Annotated in this window: 17 protein-coding genes and 1 tRNA gene; 11 read left to right on the top strand and 7 right to left on the bottom strand. The window is 70.1% G+C overall.

The genetic code is table 11. The features are described from left to right. Positions 1-356: 356 nt before the first annotated feature. Positions 357-560: a hypothetical protein gene (locus FHG71_RS15220; protein ID WP_218014108.1), complete on the top strand. Its 204-nt coding sequence runs from the start codon at positions 357-359 to the stop codon at positions 558-560. Positions 561-760: 200 nt separating this feature from the next. On the opposite strand, the gene FHG71_RS15215 is transcribed toward FHG71_RS15220, so the two are convergent. Beyond that, positions 761-833, bottom strand: a tRNA-Ile gene (locus tag FHG71_RS15215). A 102-nt stretch (positions 834-935) separates the two neighbouring features. Between FHG71_RS15215 and purM the strand changes: the two genes are divergently transcribed. From purM to FHG71_RS15195, 4 genes are read left to right on the top strand one after another with little or no spacing between them, the layout of a single operon-like run. Beyond that, complete coding sequence (gene purM / locus FHG71_RS15210; RefSeq protein WP_139082554.1) at positions 936-1,970, top strand: phosphoribosylformylglycinamidine cyclo-ligase; 1,035 nt, start codon at positions 936-938, stop codon at positions 1,968-1,970. Further along, the gene (gene purN, locus FHG71_RS15205) at positions 1,967-2,563 is read left to right on the top strand and encodes a phosphoribosylglycinamide formyltransferase (protein WP_139082553.1); all 597 of its coding nucleotides are present in this window, start codon (positions 1,967-1,969) and stop codon (positions 2,561-2,563) included. Before purM ends, purN begins: the two co-directional genes overlap by 4 nt. 42 nt (positions 2,564-2,605) lie before the next feature. Next, positions 2,606-3,769 (top strand): ribonuclease D, encoded by a 1,164-nt coding sequence (gene rnd, locus FHG71_RS15200; RefSeq protein WP_139082552.1) that lies wholly within the window; start codon positions 2,606-2,608, stop codon positions 3,767-3,769. Between the two features lie 50 nt (positions 3,770-3,819). Then, positions 3,820-4,230, top strand: coding sequence for a SufE family protein (locus tag FHG71_RS15195; RefSeq protein ID WP_139082551.1), 411 nt, complete (start codon positions 3,820-3,822; stop codon positions 4,228-4,230). Positions 4,231-4,300: 70 nt separating this feature from the next. Here FHG71_RS15195 and FHG71_RS15190 read toward each other — a convergent pair whose 3' ends face one another. Together FHG71_RS15190 and FHG71_RS15185 are read right to left on the bottom strand one after the other, a co-directional pair. Beyond that, positions 4,301-4,951 (bottom strand): DUF1638 domain-containing protein, encoded by a 651-nt coding sequence (locus tag FHG71_RS15190; protein ID WP_139082550.1) that lies wholly within the window; start codon positions 4,949-4,951, stop codon positions 4,301-4,303. After that, positions 4,914-5,612 (bottom strand): corrinoid protein, encoded by a 699-nt coding sequence (locus FHG71_RS15185; RefSeq protein ID WP_139082549.1) that lies wholly within the window; start codon positions 5,610-5,612, stop codon positions 4,914-4,916. The genes FHG71_RS15190 and FHG71_RS15185 overlap by 38 nt, the downstream gene beginning before the upstream one ends. A gap of 158 nt (positions 5,613-5,770) precedes the next feature. Here FHG71_RS15185 and FHG71_RS15180 point away from each other — a divergent pair, with 158 nt between their 5' ends. Beyond that, a complete protein-coding gene (locus FHG71_RS15180; protein WP_139082548.1) occupies positions 5,771-6,853 on the top strand; it encodes a PA0069 family radical SAM protein in 1,083 nt (360 codons plus the stop codon). On the opposite strand, the gene FHG71_RS15175 is transcribed toward FHG71_RS15180, so the two are convergent. The 4 genes from FHG71_RS15175 to FHG71_RS15160 all read right to left on the bottom strand — a co-directional run bounded on the left by FHG71_RS15175 (position 6,835) and on the right by FHG71_RS15160 (position 10,025). After that, positions 6,835-7,065 carry a hypothetical protein gene (locus FHG71_RS15175; protein ID WP_139082547.1) on the bottom strand — a complete coding sequence of 77 codons (231 nt, stop codon included), beginning with the start codon at positions 7,063-7,065 and terminating at the stop codon, positions 6,835-6,837. The genes FHG71_RS15180 and FHG71_RS15175 overlap by 19 nt on opposite strands. 415 nt (positions 7,066-7,480) lie before the next feature. Then, a complete protein-coding gene (gene bmt, locus FHG71_RS15170) occupies positions 7,481-8,491 on the bottom strand; it encodes a betaine--homocysteine S-methyltransferase (protein WP_139082546.1) in 1,011 nt (336 codons plus the stop codon). Positions 8,492-8,501: 10 nt separating this feature from the next. Next, a complete protein-coding gene (locus FHG71_RS15165) occupies positions 8,502-9,596 on the bottom strand; it encodes a phosphatidylglycerol lysyltransferase domain-containing protein (protein WP_139082545.1) in 1,095 nt (364 codons plus the stop codon). Positions 9,597-9,707: 111 nt separating this feature from the next. After that, on the bottom strand, positions 9,708-10,025 hold the full coding sequence (locus FHG71_RS15160) for a DUF1476 domain-containing protein (protein ID WP_139082544.1): 318 nt from the start codon (positions 10,023-10,025) through the stop codon (positions 9,708-9,710). Between the two features lie 148 nt (positions 10,026-10,173). On the opposite strand from FHG71_RS15160, the gene purC reads away from it, so the two are divergent. The 5 genes from purC to FHG71_RS15135 all read left to right on the top strand — a co-directional run bounded on the left by purC (position 10,174) and on the right by FHG71_RS15135 (position 14,773). Continuing rightward, entirely contained in the window at positions 10,174-10,938 is a 765-nt protein-coding gene (purC, locus tag FHG71_RS15155; RefSeq protein WP_139082543.1) for a phosphoribosylaminoimidazolesuccinocarboxamide synthase, read from the top strand. Between the two features lie 11 nt (positions 10,939-10,949). Next, positions 10,950-11,189 carry a phosphoribosylformylglycinamidine synthase subunit PurS gene (gene purS / locus FHG71_RS15150; RefSeq protein ID WP_139082542.1) on the top strand — a complete coding sequence of 80 codons (240 nt, stop codon included), beginning with the start codon at positions 10,950-10,952 and terminating at the stop codon, positions 11,187-11,189. Further along, on the top strand, positions 11,189-12,226 hold the full coding sequence (locus FHG71_RS15145; protein WP_139082541.1) for a zinc-binding dehydrogenase: 1,038 nt from the start codon (positions 11,189-11,191) through the stop codon (positions 12,224-12,226). The genes purS and FHG71_RS15145 overlap by 1 nt, the downstream gene beginning before the upstream one ends. A gap of 77 nt (positions 12,227-12,303) precedes the next feature. Next, positions 12,304-12,972, top strand: coding sequence for a phosphoribosylformylglycinamidine synthase subunit PurQ (gene purQ / locus FHG71_RS15140; RefSeq protein WP_139082540.1), 669 nt, complete (start codon positions 12,304-12,306; stop codon positions 12,970-12,972). A gap of 46 nt (positions 12,973-13,018) precedes the next feature. Beyond that, entirely contained in the window at positions 13,019-14,773 is a 1,755-nt protein-coding gene (locus FHG71_RS15135; RefSeq protein ID WP_139082539.1) for a sensor histidine kinase, read from the top strand. The last annotated feature ends 1 nt before the right edge of the window (position 14,774 follow it).

The raw sequence follows: 14,774 nt of genomic DNA, 5'->3' as shown, positions 1-14,774 counted from the left end.
ATCTCGCTAGCCCAGCATGCCCCCACGAACTATCATTGACCCCGGAACCGTGATCGGGGGCTGGCCAGAGCCAAAGGCGCACTGGGCTGCGCGTTGGAAAGATCACAACAGCCATTTGTGAGGGGCACCTGGATATCCGAAGGCGCCAAAGCGTCGACGGCTACACGAGCTTTGTGATCTCCAAGTCCGCAGCCGACGAGGTCCGGCGGAACTCCAGCCAGCCGCTGCTCCTGGCGACGGAGTTCGGCCGAAGAGTTGGTCTACGAGATAACAAGCGGTTCTCAGCCTTCCTTACCGCTGGACACTGCCCGGCGCAATTTGTTCGGAATCCGAACACAGGCGTCGATCGGGCCTACATGACACACGCTGACATGGACGCCTTCCATCGGCGCTTCCTGACCCATGCCACCATCTCAACCCGGTTCGGCGAGCACAGGAACACGATCCTGGCGCGACTCAAGGTGGCGGGCGTGGCCCCGTTCCGACCGGGCCGCCAGGACTACGGTGCAATCTACCTGCGCCAGGACGTCGAGGCGCTGTACGCCCGAAACGGCCGGTGATGCGCGGCAACCTTGGTCGTCGAACGGCGCGACAGCCGTTTGGGCAGGTGCTTTCCCGAACTGATCCAGACACTTGCGCCAAAAAGGCTTGGCAGCACGTGCCCCTTGTCAGCATTTCGCTTGACAAGGGGTGTGCATGAGAACTGGCCAAACGTGCATACTTATGCCCCGTTGGCAAGCTGGGCGCTGCGGAATGGCGGTAGGCCGGGAGGGACTCGAACCCCCAACCAAAGCGTTATGAGCGCTCGGCTCTAACCATTGAGCTACCGGCCCGCCACGCCCTCCCGTCGCATCCGGCCGCCCGCGCGTCAAGCCGCTCTGGCCCCTCGCGCCGGCTTGGGCTAACGGAGGCGCACCAGATCGAGGGGGAACGGCATGAGCGGGCTGACCTACGCGCAGGCGGGCGTGAACATCGACGCGGGGAACGCGCTCGTGGAGCGGATCAAGCCCCATGCCCGGCGAACCGAACGGGCCGGGACCATGGCGGGCCTGGGCGGCTTCGGCGCGCTCTTCGATCTGCGGGCCGCAGGCTACCAGGACCCGATCCTCGTAGCCGCGACCGACGGCGTGGGCACCAAGCTGCGCATCGCCATCGAGACGGGACATCTCGACGGTGTGGGCATCGACCTCGTGGCCATGTGCGTGAACGACCTCGTCTGCCAGGGGGCCGAGCCGCTCCTCTTCCTCGACTACTTCGCCACCGGCAAGCTGGAGGTGGAGGAGGCCGCCCGGGTCATCGCCGGCATCGCCGAGGGCTGTGCGCGCTCGGGCTGCGCGCTCGTGGGCGGCGAGACGGCCGAGATGCCGGGCATGTATCACGGCGGCGACTTCGACCTCGCGGGCTTCGCCGTGGGCGCGATGGAGCGCGGGCAGGACCTGCCGCGCGGCGTGGCCGAGGGTGACATCCTGCTGGGCCTCGTCTCGGACGGCGTACATTCCAACGGCTTCTCGCTCGTGCGCCGCGTGGCCGAGGTCGCGGGCCTGGACTGGGACGCGGCCTCGCCCTTTGGCGGGGGCACGCTCGGTCAGGCGCTGCTGACGCCCACCCGCCTCTACGTGAAGCCTGCCTTGGCCGCGATCCGCGCGGGCGGCGTCCACGCGCTCGCCCACATCACCGGCGGCGGCCTGACCGAGAACCTGCCGCGCGTCCTGCCCGAAGGTCTGGGCGCCACCATAGACCTCGGCGCCTGGCGGCTGCCCCCGGTCTTTGCCTGGCTGGGCGAGGCGGGCGGCATCGCCGAGGCCGAGATGCTCAAGACCTTCAACTCCGGCATCGGGATGGTGCTGGTCGTGGCCCCCGACCGGGCCGAGGCGGTGGCGCGGCTCCTCATGGAGGCGGGCGAGACGGTCGTGCCCTTGGGCGCCGTGACAACGGGGCAGGGCGTGACCTACAAGGGCGCGCTCGCGTGAGCCACCGGCGTGTCGCCATCCTGATCTCGGGCGGCGGCTCCAACATGGTGGCCCTGCTGCGCTCCATGACAGGCGACCATCCGGCACGGCCCGTCGTCGTGCTGTCGAACGACCCCGAGGCCGGGGGGCTGGCCCGCGCCCGCGAATTGGGCGTGCTCGTGGCGGCCGTCGACCACCGGCCCTTCGGCCGCGACCGCGTCGCCTTCGAGGACGCGCTTCAGGCGGCGCTCGCGCCCCACGCGCCTGACCTCCTCTGCCTCGCGGGCTTCATGCGCATCCTCACGCCCGGCTTCGTCGGGCCATGGAAGGGCCGGATGCTCAACATCCACCCCTCTCTCCTGCCGCTCTATCCGGGGCTGCACACCCATGCCCGCGCGCTGGCCCATGGCGACCGCGAGCACGGCTGCACCGTCCACGAAGTGACCGAGGAACTGGACCACGGGCCCATTCTCGGACAGGCCCGCGTGCCGGTCCTCACCGACGACACCCCCGACACGCTCGCGGCCCGCGTGCTGGTGCAGGAGCACCGCCTTTATCCTGCCGTGATGCGCCGATACGTCACTGGCGACCGGACTCCCATCCTCCTGCCCTGACGGGCTTTGCAACCCGGGACCGATGGGCTAAGGCGGGGCGACATGCAGATCATCACCACGACCGATCAGCTCGCCGCCTTCTGCGAACGCGCCGCGCAGCACCCCTTCGTCACCGTCGACACCGAGTTCCTGCGCGAGCGGACCTACTACTCCAAGCTCTGCCTCGTGCAGATCGCCTATCCCGGCGAGGGCGAGGAGTCGGCGGCCGTCATCGACCCGATCGAGGGGGGCGACGGGCTCAGCCTCGCGCCGCTCTACGACCTGTTCAGGAACCCGGACGTGGTGAAGGTCTTCCACGCGGCGCGGCAGGACCTCGAGATCTTCTACGTCGATGCCGGGGTGATCCCCGCGCCGCTCTTCGACACGCAGGTCGCGGCCATGGTCTGCGGCTTCGGCGACCAGGTCTCCTACGAGACGCTGGTGCGTAAGATCGCCAAAGCCGAGGTCGACAAGTCTTCGCGTTTCACCGACTGGTCGCACCGCCCGCTGTCCGAGGCGCAGCTCCGCTACGCGCTGGCCGACGTGACCCACCTGCGCCCCGTCTACATCTACCTGTCCGAGCGGCTGAAGCGCACCGGGCGCGAGCCCTGGGTGGCCGAGGAGATGGCGATCCTCCTCGATCCCGCCACCTATCGCGTCGACCCCGCCGATGCCTGGGAGAGGGTGCGCACGCGACCGGGCTCCAACAAGATGCTGGCCGCCCTGATCGAGCTTGCGCGCTTCCGCGAGGAATATGCTCAAGGGCGCGACGTGCCTCGCAGCCGCGTCTTCAAGGACGACGCGCTGATCGAGCTGGCGACGACCCGGCCCACCTCCGAGGCCGACCTGTCCAAGGCCCGGCTCCTCCTGCGCGAGGGGCGGCGCGGCGACATCGCGGACGGCATCCTCGCCGCCGTCCGACGCGCCGCCGCCCGGCGGCCCGAGGACCTGCCGCGCCAGGGCGACGCGCGCGAGCAGCTTCAGGTCAACCCCGCGCTGGCCGACCTCCTGCGCGTCCTCCTCAAGGCCAAGTCCGAGCAGGAGGGCGTCGCCGCCCGCCTGATTGCCTCGTCCTCTGACCTCGACGCCATCGCGGCCGGAGACCGGAACCTCCCCGCGCTCCAGGGTTGGCGGCGCGAGGTCTTCGGCGAGGAGGCGATCCGCCTTTGCGAAGGCAAGGTCGGCCTTGCCGCCAAGGGTCAGAACGTCATCACGGTGCGGCTCTAGACTCGGGCGGGGCGGCACCTTACGTCCGCCCCACACGCCGGGAGACGATCATGGCCACCCAAGCTTTCGAAGACATCGCCGAAACCTTCGACTTCCTGGGCGACTGGGAGGAGCGCTACCGCGAGGTGATCTCGCTCGGCAAGGCCATGCCGCCGATGCCCGAGGCGCTGAAGGTGCCGGCGACCAAGGTCACGGGCTGCGCCTCGCAGGTCTGGATCCACCCCGAGATCCGCGACGGCCGCTTCGGCTTCCAGGGCGACAGCGACGCGAGCATCGTGCGCGGCCTCATCGCCATCCTCAAGGCGCTCTACACCGACCTGCCGGTGCAGGAGGTGCCCAAGGTGGACGCGGCGGCGGAGCTGGCCCGCCTCGGGCTCGACAGCCATCTGTCGGCCCAGCGATCGAACGGCCTCAAGTCCATGATCGTCCGAATTCGAGAGGCGGCACAGGAGGCCGCTTAAGGCGGACTTCTGTTAGAACTGTCCCTGTGCCGGACCCCGGTTCCGTCAACCGGATCTTAACCGAATTGCGCTACAAGCGTCCCAGGACCCCGCCAAGGTCTCCGTAGCCCGTGAACCGCCTCTCGAAGGCAAGGCCCAGCCGCTCCGCGCAGGCCTTCGCCTTTTCGGTGAGCAGAGGGTCGTCGGTCTGCGCCTGGTAGACCAGCGTCTCGTAGTTGCCGAAGTACATGTCCCGCAGCTCCGGATGCCGGTCGAGCCCCAGCGGCCGCCAGACAAAGGCATCGAACTGCCGGACGAGGAAGTCGGTCAGGTAGAAGGCCGTGACCTCGCCCCGCGCGGCGAACACGGCGTTGCCCTCGAAGAAGCTGTAGCAATGGGGCCCCTCGACCATGCCGACGCCCAGGCGATCGCAGGCCGCCTGCAGGAGTCCCCCGGTGCCGCAATCGGCGTAGACCACGAAGATCTCCGCGTAGCGCCCCCGCGCGGCCTCGACCGCGGTCTCAACCGCCGGAACAATCCGCTGCGGCGCGTTGTGCAGGATCGCGGGAAGGCACTGGAGGTCCAGGTGATCCCACCCGTTGGCCTCCTTCATCGCCAGGATCTCGCGCGCGAGCGCCCCGCAAGCGATCAGCAGCACGCGGCCCCGCCCCTCGGGGGCGAGGCCGTCGACCGTCAGCCGCTCGTCAGTGGGCGGCGGGTTGGTTGTGCTTGCGGGCGACAAGGGTCTTCGCGGTCTCCACGGCGACGGCGGCGTCGCGGCAATAGGCGTCGGCCCCGATGGCGCGGCCGAACTCCTCGTTGAGCGGCGCGCCGCCCACGAGCACGATGAAGTCGTCGCGGATGCCCTTCTCCTTCATCGTGTCGATCACGACTTTCATGTAAGGCATCGTCGTGGTCAGCAGCGCCGACATGCCCAGGATGTCGGGCTTCTCCGTCTCCAGCGCCTCAAGGTATTTCTCGACGGCGTTGTTGATGCCGATATCCACGACCTCGAAGCCCGCGCCTTCCATCATCATCGACACGAGGTTCTTGCCGATATCGTGGATGTCGCCCTTGACGGTGCCAATGACCATCTTGCCCACGCGCGGCGCGCCGGTCTCGGCCAGCAGCGGCTTGAGGATATGCATCCCGCCCTTCATCGCGTTGGCGGCCAGGAGCACCTCGGGGACGAAGAGGATGCCGTCCCGGAAGTCGGCGCCCACGACCGTCATGCCGCCCACGAGGGCCTTGGTCAGGATGTCGTAGGGGGTCCAGCCACGCTCCAGCAGGATGTTCACGCCCTCCTCGATCTCCTCCTTGAGGCCATCGTAGAGGTCGTCGAACATCTGGGCGACGAGCTCCTCGTCGTCGAGTTCGGACAGGATGATCTCGTCGTCGGCCATGGTGGCTCCTGCGGCTAGTTGGTTGGGGTCTGTGTGCGCCGAAGGGGTCCAGGGCGCACGGCGAATTGCGACAAGGCCTGCCCCGCAACCGACGAAAGGGCAAGGGTCCCTGCAGGACGCCACTTGCCATGTTCTTGCTATGTTCGCATCATCGGCCCATGGATGCTGATGGATCGCCCATTCCCGCCAGCCGCCGTCCCGGCCGCGCCGCCACCGGCAACGCCTCCGGACGGTACGAGCCCTATGTCCGCTCGGCGTTCGACGATGGCTGGGCTTCGGATGAGACGCTGCCGCCGCTGCGCACCGAAGTGACAGAGGAACGCCCGCGCAAGGTCATCACGTCCAACGAATCGCCCGACGTGCCCTTCGACCGTTCGCTCAACCCGTATCGCGGCTGCGAGCATGGCTGCATCTACTGCTACGCCCGGCCCATGCACGCCTGGCTTGGGCTGTCGCCCGGTCTGGACTTCGAGACCCGGCTCATCGCCAAGCCACAGGCGCCCGAGATTCTGGCGCGCGAGCTTGGGGCGAGGGGCTACGTGGCCCGTGTCATCGCGCTCGGGACGGCCACCGACCCCTACCAGCCCATCGAGCGCGACCGCCGGATCACCCGTCGCCTTCTCGAGGTCCTGGCCGCGCATCGGCATCCCTTCACGATCACGACCCGAGGGACGCTGGTCGAGCGCGACCTCGACCTTCTCGCGCCTCTCGCGGCACAGGGCCTCGTTCAGGTGGGCCTCTCGGTGACCACGCTCGATCCGGGCGTCGCGCGCGTCATGGAGCCTCGTGCGCCGTCGCCGCTTCGCCGGCTGGAGACAGTTCGGCGCCTCACCGAGGCCGGGGTGCCGGTTCGGGTGCAGGTCTCGCCCGTGATTCCGGGCCTGACCGACCACGAGATCGAAGCCATCCTGTCGGCCGCCGCCCAAGCTGGCGCGCGCGCGGCCAGCGCCACCGTCCTGCGCCTCCCGCGCGAGGTGGCCACGCTCTTTCGTACCTGGCTCGAAGAGCGTTTTCCTGACCGCGCCGCCCGCGTCATGGCCCGCCTGCGCGAGCTTCATGGCGGACGAGACTACGACCCCGACTGGGGAACGCGGATGACGGGCCAAGGCGCGTGGGCGCGGCTCCTCCGGTCGCGCTTCGACCTGGCCACGCGGCGGCTCGGCCTGAAAGAGCTTCCGCCGCCGAGATCCGATCTGTTCCGGGTCCCGCGCGAGCCGGACCCTCAGCTTTCGCTGTTCTGACGCGGTCCCAGCGCGAGCCGCATCAACTCGGGAAGCGCCTCGACCGGCAGGACGAAGCGCACGTCCGAGAACCCCTTGGACACGGGGATCGAGGACTCGAACAGAAGCTCTCGCCCATCGTCGCTGACCCGTGTCGTCACACCTGCGTCGACCGCCCCGTAGCGCCGCCGCGTATGGCCCTTCCGCAGGACCCGATGTCCGTCCAGTTGCATCCCATGATCTCCGTGCTGACCAGAAGGATATGGGAATCTGGAGGGGAAAATGTAAGTGCTTGAGGGGATTTAGATGGTAAACCGGCCGCGGCACATGAACATCCCGGACAGCGCCGGCGACCTTGGAGGCGAACTGTCGATGCCGGTTCACAGCGCCGGCCCTGCCGCTCGTGGATCGGCTTACCAAGGCCGGCTCGCTCAGACTCGTTTGGCGCGGTCCATGACCACACCAATCGTTCGGACGAGCGTACGGATCAGGTTCATTAGGTCTGATCGCCCGGAAAGCCAGCCGTTGCAATCATGGGGATCTAGGAAGGCCGGGCTCATGCCCGTCGACATCTGCCGGCCCAACCCACACCACACTGGCGGGTCCCAGGCCATGAAGGCCCTAGGACCCTTCCCGAACTCTGGCGCTTCAGCCGCGTCCGCGGCGGCTGCCGCGACGGGCGGCCGGCTCGTCTCCGGTGCCGTCGGTGGCCGAGGAGAAGCCGCCCAGCCGCTCGGCGATGATCTCCAGGGTCGGCCGCTCGCCCCGAGGGCGGCTCTCCAGCGCCTCGCGCATGGCGCGCAGGTGATCCGTCATCGTGCCGCAGCAGCCACCGATGATCGTGGCGCCCGCGTCGCGGGCCAGCACGGCGTATTCGCCCATCAGCTCGGGCGTGCCGTCGTAGTGGATGTGCCCCTCGTGGTAGCGAGGGACGCCGGCGTTGCCCTTGGCGACGATCGGACGCTCGGGCCCGGCAGCGGCGAAGCCCAGCACGGTGCGCAGCAGGTCCGAGGCGCCGACGCCGCAGTTGGCGCCGAAGGCCAGGGGCGGGTTGGGCAGCTTGCCCACCATCTTCACCATGTCGGCCGAGGTCAGGCCCATCATGGTCCGCCCGGCCGTGTCGAAGCTCATGGTCCCGCACCAGGGCATGTCCGCGCGGGCGAAGGCCTCGGCGGCGGCGCGGAACTCCTCGGCGGCGCTGATGGTCTCGACCCAGAGCACGTCGGCGCCGGCTTCCTTCAACGCCTCGGCCTGCTCCTGGAAGATCTCCACCGCCGTTTCGTGCGTCAGCGAGCCCATGGGCGCCATGATCTCGCCCGTGGGACCGACGTCGCCTGCGACGATCACCGGGCGACCGGCCTTGTCGGCCACGTCGCGCGCGATCTCGGTCGCGGCGCGGTTCAGCTCGCGCACCCGTCCCTCGGCGCTGTGCAGCTTCAGCCGCGCGGCATTGGCGCCGAAGGTGTTGGTGAGGAAGATGTCCGAGCCCGCATCCACCCAGCCCTGGTAAAGCGCGCGGATGCGCTCGGGGTGGTCGACGTTCCACAGCTCGGGCGCGTCGCCCGAGGCCAGGCCCATGTTGAAGAGGTTCGTGCCCGTCGCGCCATCGGTCAGGAGCCAATCACGGGTTTCGAGCAGGCGGGACAGGGCGTTGGTCATGCTGTGTCTCTCAGGGCGGCGGGCGCTGGCCCGAGAGGGCGCGGGGCGCAGGCCGCGGTTGCGCGGGCCGCGCATCGCATGGCACGGGCGCGGGTTCAAACCCAAAGTGGGGCGCCGGACGCCGAGTTTCCAGCCGCCGCGTGCGCCACGTCGTCGGCGGCACGGGCGACCTCAGTTCCGATGGGGGCAGGGGACCCGGCCGGCGGATGGCCCGGGCGACCGACGCGAGCCCCAGCGCCAGCGCCAGCCGTCCCGGCGCCGCCGCGTAGCGCGGCAGATGCCGCGGCCCGAAGGCCCCCTTGAACTGAGCGAGCCCGCAGGACCCGAGCCCCAGGGCCCGCAGCCAGCTCCGGCCTGGCGTCGGTTCGGGGATGGCGGCGAGGCTCAGCCGCGCGACGCCGGCCGCGCGGGCCCGGATGACGGCTTCGGCGATCAAGGCGTGCATGGTGCCGTCCGGCGCCCCGGAGTGGCGCATGAGGTCCAAGGTCCATTCGTTCCGGGCGGTGTGGAAGCTCGCGAAGGCGACCAGCCGACCGCCGGCCCAGGCCAGCAGCACCTGCTGCCGGCCGAGGAGCCGTGGGTCGAAGCGCCCCATGGAGAAGCCGCGTTCGCCCCCGTGGCAGGCGGCCCAGTCGCGGGCGACGGCCTCCATGCGGGCAAGGGGCAGCTCGGCCGCGGGGGTCACCTCCACCCCGGCCGCGCTGGCCGCGCGCAGCTTCCGGCGGAGCTGGCGACAGGCGGGCCTGTCGGCGCTCCAGGTGGCCAGATCGAGCACGGCCTCGTGCCCCACCCGTACGACCCGCCATCCCGCCGCGCGGGCGGCCGAGGCCGTCGGGGCATCGCACTTGTACAGAACGGGACGAAGCCCCTGCCGCCGAGCTGTCCGGGCGAAGGCCCCGAGGTCCGCGGCGCCCAGGGGGCGGCCCAGCGCCACGAGGCAGGCCCCCGCGCGGCGCACGAGCCAGCTTGTGGCCTGGTCGCGCGACAGGAGGATGCGGGCCCCCTGATGCGCGAGGCCCCATTCGGCCTGCGGCGCACGGGCCAAGGCCCGGTCGCGCGACGGGCCGGTCGCATCGAGAAGCGGGGAAAGGGGGAGCAGCCTCATCGAGCCTCCGGGTCGGGCGCAGGGCCGAATCCCTGCCAGCGCCCATCCTGCCGAAGGCCGATGAAGACGAGGTTAATTGGCCGGGCGAGGTCGCGCCCGGCCGCCGGGGCCTCAGCCCACCTCGTTCATGATCTGGACCTTGGCCTCGCTCAGGAAGGCCTGCATCCGGCCGCGGATCGCGGCGTCGTCGGCGCGGCCGCCCAGGTCGTCGCGGATCTTCTGGAACACGTCCTCCTCGCCGGCCGAGCGCAGGTCGGCGCGGATGATCTCCTGCGCGTAGGCCTCGGCCTCGGGGCCTGTCTTGCCCAGGAGGCCCGCGGCCCAGAGGCCCAGCAGCCGGTCGCGCCGCGCCTCGGCCTTGAACTGCATCTCGGCGTCGTGGGCGAACTTGGCTTCGAAGGCGCGCTCGCGATCGTCGAAGGTGGTCATGGACTCGGGTCCTCCTGGCATTTGCCGCGGGAGCCTGCCCGCGGCCACTCGGCTCCGGTATGGCCCCGGGGTGGCTTGCCCGCAAGGGGGCCTTGCCGTATGTGAGCGCCAACCTCACATGAGCGGGTCCCCGACCCGAGGAGCCCCCATGGCACCGCGCCGCAAGAAGATCTACGAAGGCAAGGCGAAGATCCTGTACGAAGGGCCGGAGCCCGGGACTCTCGTTCAGTACTTCAAGGACGACGCGACGGCCGGGAACGGCGCCAAGAAGGAGATCTTCGAGGGCAAGGGCGTCCTGAACAACCGCCTGTCCGAGTTCTTCATGAACGGCCTTAACCAGATCGGCGTGCCCACGCACTTCATCCGCCGCCTCAACATGCGCGAGCAGCTTGTCCGGCAGGTCGAGATCATCCCGCTCGAGGTGATCGTGCGCAACTTCGCCGCGGGCTCCATGGCGCAGCGGCTGGGCCTGCCCGAAGGGCAGCAGCTTCCCCGGCCCATCGTGGAGTTCTGCTATAAGGACGACCGCCTAGGCGACCCGCTGGTGCCCGAGGAATATGTCATCGCCTTCAACTGGGCCTCGCAGCAGGACCTCGACGACATCGTGGCGCTCGCGCTGCGGGTCAACGACTTCCTGTCGGGCGTCTTCATGGGCGTGGGCATCAAGCTCGTCGACTTTAAGATCGAGATCGGCCGCATCTGGGACGGCGACTACCCCCGCCTCGTCATCGCCGACGAGATCAGCCCCGATTCCTGCCGCCTCTGGGACATCGAGACCGGCCGCAAGCTCGACAAGGACGTGTTCCGCAAGGACCTCGGGTCGCTGACCGAGGCCTATACCGAGGTCGCGCGGCGGCTGGGCGTCCTGCCCTCGAACGTCACGCACCGCCCCAAGCCCACGCTCATCAACTGAAGGCTCGCTCGATGAAGGCCACCGTCACCGTGATGCTCAAGAATGGCGTGCTCGACCCGCAGGGCGAGGCCGTGCGCCGCGCCCTGGGCAGCCTGGGTTTCGAGGGCGTCCACGGCGTCCGCCAGGGCAAGGTGATCGAGCTCGACCTCACGGCGGCCGACCGCGCCGCAGCCGAGACCGAGGTCCGCGCCATGTGCGAGAAACTGCTCGCCAACACCGTGATCGAGAGCTACCGCATCGAGATCGCCTGATGCGCGCGGCGGTCCTTGCGGAATTCCGCGCGCCGCTCGTCATCGAGGACCGACCCGAGCCCGCCTGTCCCGAGGACGGGGTCGTGCTGCGGGTGCTGGCCTGCGGGGTCTGCCGCTCGGACTGGCACGGCTGGACGGGCGAGCACCGGCTGGTGAGGCCGGGGCACATCCTGGGCCACGAATACTGCGGCGAGGTCGTCGAGGCGGGGCTCCGCGCCCGCTGGGCCGTGGGCGACCGCGTGGTGGCGCCCTTCATCCTGTCCTGCGGCGACTGCCCGGCCTGCCGCGCGGGCGAGTCCACCACCTGCGCCGACCAGATCGTACCGGGCTTCTCGACCCAGGGCGCCTTCGCGGAATACGTCGCCGTGCCGCGCGGCCACAACCTCGCGCGGCTGCCTGAGGCGCTTTCGCCCACGCTCGCAGCGGGGCTGGGCTGCCGGGTGACGACCGTCTGGCAGGCGCTCACGGGGCGCGCGGCGCTGAAGCCGGGCGAATGGCTGGCGGTCCACGGCACGGGCGGGATCGGCCTTGCGGCGGTGATCCTGGGGCAGGCCATGGGCGCGCGTGTCGTGGCCGTGGACGTGGTGCCGGAGAAGCTGGAACTTGCCCTGCAACTCGGGGCCGAGGCGGTCGTGAACGCGCGCGACGGCGACGCGGCGCAGGCGGTCCGGGACCTCACGGGCGGCGGCGCGCATCTGAGCCTTGAGGCCTTGGGCGCCCCGGTCACCGTGGACGCCTCGATCCGCTGCCTGCGCCCCTTGGGCCGGCACGTTCAGGTTGGCCTGCCGGACCTCAAGGACGCGCGGATGGAGATCGACATGATGGCCGTCTATTCCGGCCAGCTTTCGCTCTTCGGGACGCGCGGGATGCCGGCCTGGCGCTACCCGTCGCTCCTCGGGCTGATCGAGGCGGGGCGGGTGGACCTTTCGCCGCTGGTGTCGCGCGAGGTGCCGCTCTCGGCCGTCTCCGGGGAGCTCGCGGCCATGGACGGCCCCACGTCGCCGGGCGCCGCGGTCGTCACCGACTTCCGCGCCTGATCCCCGGGGCTGCCTGCCGGGTTGACGGGGCAGGGGCCGCGGGTGTTAAGGGCGCAACCTGCCAGAGGAGTGCCGCCATGAAGGCCGCCGTCGTCGTCTTTCCGGGGTCCAACTGCGACCGCGACCTTGCCGTGGCGCTGCGCAACGCGGGCGCGGAGGTCACCATGGCGTGGCACAAGGACGACGCGCTGCCGCCGGGGACGGACCTCGTGGCGGTGCCGGGCGGCTTCTCGTTCGGCGACTACCTGCGCTGCGGGGCCATCGCGGCGCGCTCGCCCATCGGGACGGCCGTCCAGGCGCACGCCCGGCGCGGCGGCTACGTTCTGGGCGTCTGCAACGGCTTCCAGGTCCTGACCGAGATGGGGCTCCTGCCCGGCGCGCTGATGCGCAACGCCGGGCTGAAGTTCATCTGTCGGGAGGCCGCCCTGCGGGTGGCCACCACCAACAGCGCCTTCACCGAAGGCTACGAGGCCGGGCAGGAGGTGCGCTTCCCCGTCGCCCACCACGACGGCAACTACTTCGCCGACGACGAGACGCTGGCGCGGCTGCGGGACGAGGACCGGGTGGCCTTCACCTACGCATCCTCGCTCAACGGGTCGGTCGAGGATATCGCGGGCGTGCTGTCCGCCAACCGCCGCGTCCTGGGGCTGATGCCGCACCCCGAGCGGGCGGCGGATCCCGGCCACGGAGGAACGGATGGGCTGGCGCTTTTCCGCGGGCTCGTGGGCCAGCTCGCCGCCGCGTAAACAGGCTTTCTTGAGGCTTGCCGCCGCGCGGCGTAAGGCTCGGCGCATGAGCGCCGCCAGTGACATGCCGTCAGCCCGTCCCGCCCGATCCTGGTGGCCGCGCATCGCGCTGGTGCTCTTCTGCCTCGCCGCGATCGCCATCATCTGGGTCACGAACCAGATCCTGACCCAGCGCTTCACCGAGACGGTGAAGAACCGGGCCGAGGTGCGCTACACGCTCTACGTGGGCCAGCTCGTCTCCGAGCTGCAGCGCAACTCCATCGTGCCGCAGCTCCTCGTGCGCGACCCCGAGCTGATCGCCGCGCTCCAGACCGGCGACTACTCGGGCTCCAGCCAGCGGCTCCTGAGCCTCGTGGACGAGATCGGCGCCGCCTCGATCCTGCTCTACGACGGCCAAGGGCAGGTGGTCGCCGCGACCGACCGGGCGCGCCTGGGCGAATCGCACGCGGGGGCCGAGTACTTCGCCAGCGCCCGCCGCACGAGCGCGACGGTCTTCACGGTCGTCCCGAATCCGAACGGCAGCTACGCCTTCCTCTATTCGCGCCGCGTCGAGGAAGGGGGCGAGACCCTGGGCGTCATCTCGGTCGAGGTGGACCTCGCGCGGCTCGAGCAGACCTGGGCCGGCACGCAGGATGCGGTCATGGTCCTGGACGGCGGCGGGACCGTGCTCCTGGCCACCGAGCCGCGCTGGCGCGGACGCGAGGAGGAGGAGGCGCTGTTGCAGACCTCGGTCCCGTCCTCCATCGAGCGGGCGCTGCGCGTGACGCAGGACTGGGCGACGCTGCCCGTGGACGCCTACGTCTCGGGCGAGGCGGTCCTGCGGCGCGAGCTTCGCATCCCCTTCCAGGGCTGGCGGCTCGTGGGTTTCACCGCCTATGCCAGCGTGCGCGAGCAGGTGAACGGCGTCCTCGCGCTCGAGATCATGGGCTTTGCCATCGCGCTGGCACTGGCCTTCTGGCTGTCGAACCGCAAGACCGCCTCCCGGCTCCTGCGGACCCAACGCGAATCGGCCGAGCTGCGGCTATTGAACGCACGCCTGAGCCGCGAGATCGCCGAGCGCGAGCGGATGGAGAAGACGCTCCAGGTGGCCGAGCAGACGCTGGCGCAGTCCTCCAAGCTCGCCGTGCTGGGCGAGATGTCGGCGGCGGTCAGCCACGAGCTGAACCAGCCGCTCGCCGCCATGAAGACCTATCTGGCGGGCGCGCGGCTTCTCATCCAGCGGCGGCGGCACGACGAGGCGCTGGCCTCGTTCCAGCGGATCGACGATTTGATCGACCGCATGGGCGCCATCACGCGGCAGCTCAAGTCCTATGCCCGCAAGGGCGCCGACGCCTTCGAGCCCTTCGACGTCCGCGACGCGGCGAGCTCGGCGCTCGCCATGATGGAGCCGCAGCTCAAGGCGCGGCGCGTCGCCATCACCAGGACCATCCCGGATCAGCCGGCGATGGTCCTGGGCGACCGCCTGCGGCTCGAGCAGGTGCTGGTGAATCTTTTGCGCAACGCTTTGGACGCGACGCGCTCGATCCCCGAGCCGGCGGTGGACATCCTTCTCGCCGCCGGGCAGACGGTTAGTTTGACGGTTCGCGACAATGGTCCCGGAATCGAGGATCTGGACGCGCTGTTCGAGCCCTTCTATACCACCAAACAGCCCGGTGACGGGGTGGGCCTTGGTTTGGCCATCTCGTCGGGCATCGTGAATGACCTGGGCGGGCGACTGACCGCGCGCAACGGGGCTGATGGTGGTGCGGTTTTCGAGGTGGTCCTTCCCGCGCTCGACACCCCGGCCGCCGCCGCCGAGTAGA

Source organism: Rubellimicrobium roseum (assembly GCF_006152145.1).
GTDB lineage: Bacteria > Pseudomonadota > Alphaproteobacteria > Rhodobacterales > Rhodobacteraceae > Rubellimicrobium > Rubellimicrobium roseum.
Note: the sequence above shows the minus strand (reverse complement) of the source record. Positions and strands in the feature narration are given on the sequence as shown.

Coding starts and splice junctions, on each gene's coding strand:
- FHG71_RS15135 (WP_139082539.1), top strand. CDS start 13,019: ATGAGCGCCGCCAGTGACATGCCGTCAGCCCGTCCCGCCCGATCCTGG.
- FHG71_RS15185 (WP_139082549.1), bottom strand. CDS start 5,612: ATGGCCGACGACGAGATCATCCTGTCCGAACTCGACGACGAGGAGCTC.
- FHG71_RS15180 (WP_139082548.1), top strand. CDS start 5,771: ATGGATGCTGATGGATCGCCCATTCCCGCCAGCCGCCGTCCCGGCCGC.
- rnd (WP_139082552.1), top strand. CDS start 2,606: ATGCAGATCATCACCACGACCGATCAGCTCGCCGCCTTCTGCGAACGC.
- purS (WP_139082542.1), top strand. CDS start 10,950: ATGAAGGCCACCGTCACCGTGATGCTCAAGAATGGCGTGCTCGACCCG.
- bmt (WP_139082546.1), bottom strand. CDS start 8,491: ATGACCAACGCCCTGTCCCGCCTGCTCGAAACCCGTGATTGGCTCCTG.
- FHG71_RS15220 (WP_218014108.1), top strand. CDS start 357: ATGACACACGCTGACATGGACGCCTTCCATCGGCGCTTCCTGACCCAT.
- FHG71_RS15195 (WP_139082551.1), top strand. CDS start 3,820: ATGGCCACCCAAGCTTTCGAAGACATCGCCGAAACCTTCGACTTCCTG.
- purM (WP_139082554.1), top strand. CDS start 936: ATGAGCGGGCTGACCTACGCGCAGGCGGGCGTGAACATCGACGCGGGG.
- FHG71_RS15160 (WP_139082544.1), bottom strand. CDS start 10,025: ATGACCACCTTCGACGATCGCGAGCGCGCCTTCGAAGCCAAGTTCGCC.
- FHG71_RS15165 (WP_139082545.1), bottom strand. CDS start 9,596: ATGAGGCTGCTCCCCCTTTCCCCGCTTCTCGATGCGACCGGCCCGTCG.
- purQ (WP_139082540.1), top strand. CDS start 12,304: ATGAAGGCCGCCGTCGTCGTCTTTCCGGGGTCCAACTGCGACCGCGAC.
- FHG71_RS15145 (WP_139082541.1), top strand. CDS start 11,189: ATGCGCGCGGCGGTCCTTGCGGAATTCCGCGCGCCGCTCGTCATCGAG.
- FHG71_RS15175 (WP_139082547.1), bottom strand. CDS start 7,065: ATGCAACTGGACGGACATCGGGTCCTGCGGAAGGGCCATACGCGGCGG.
- purC (WP_139082543.1), top strand. CDS start 10,174: ATGGCACCGCGCCGCAAGAAGATCTACGAAGGCAAGGCGAAGATCCTG.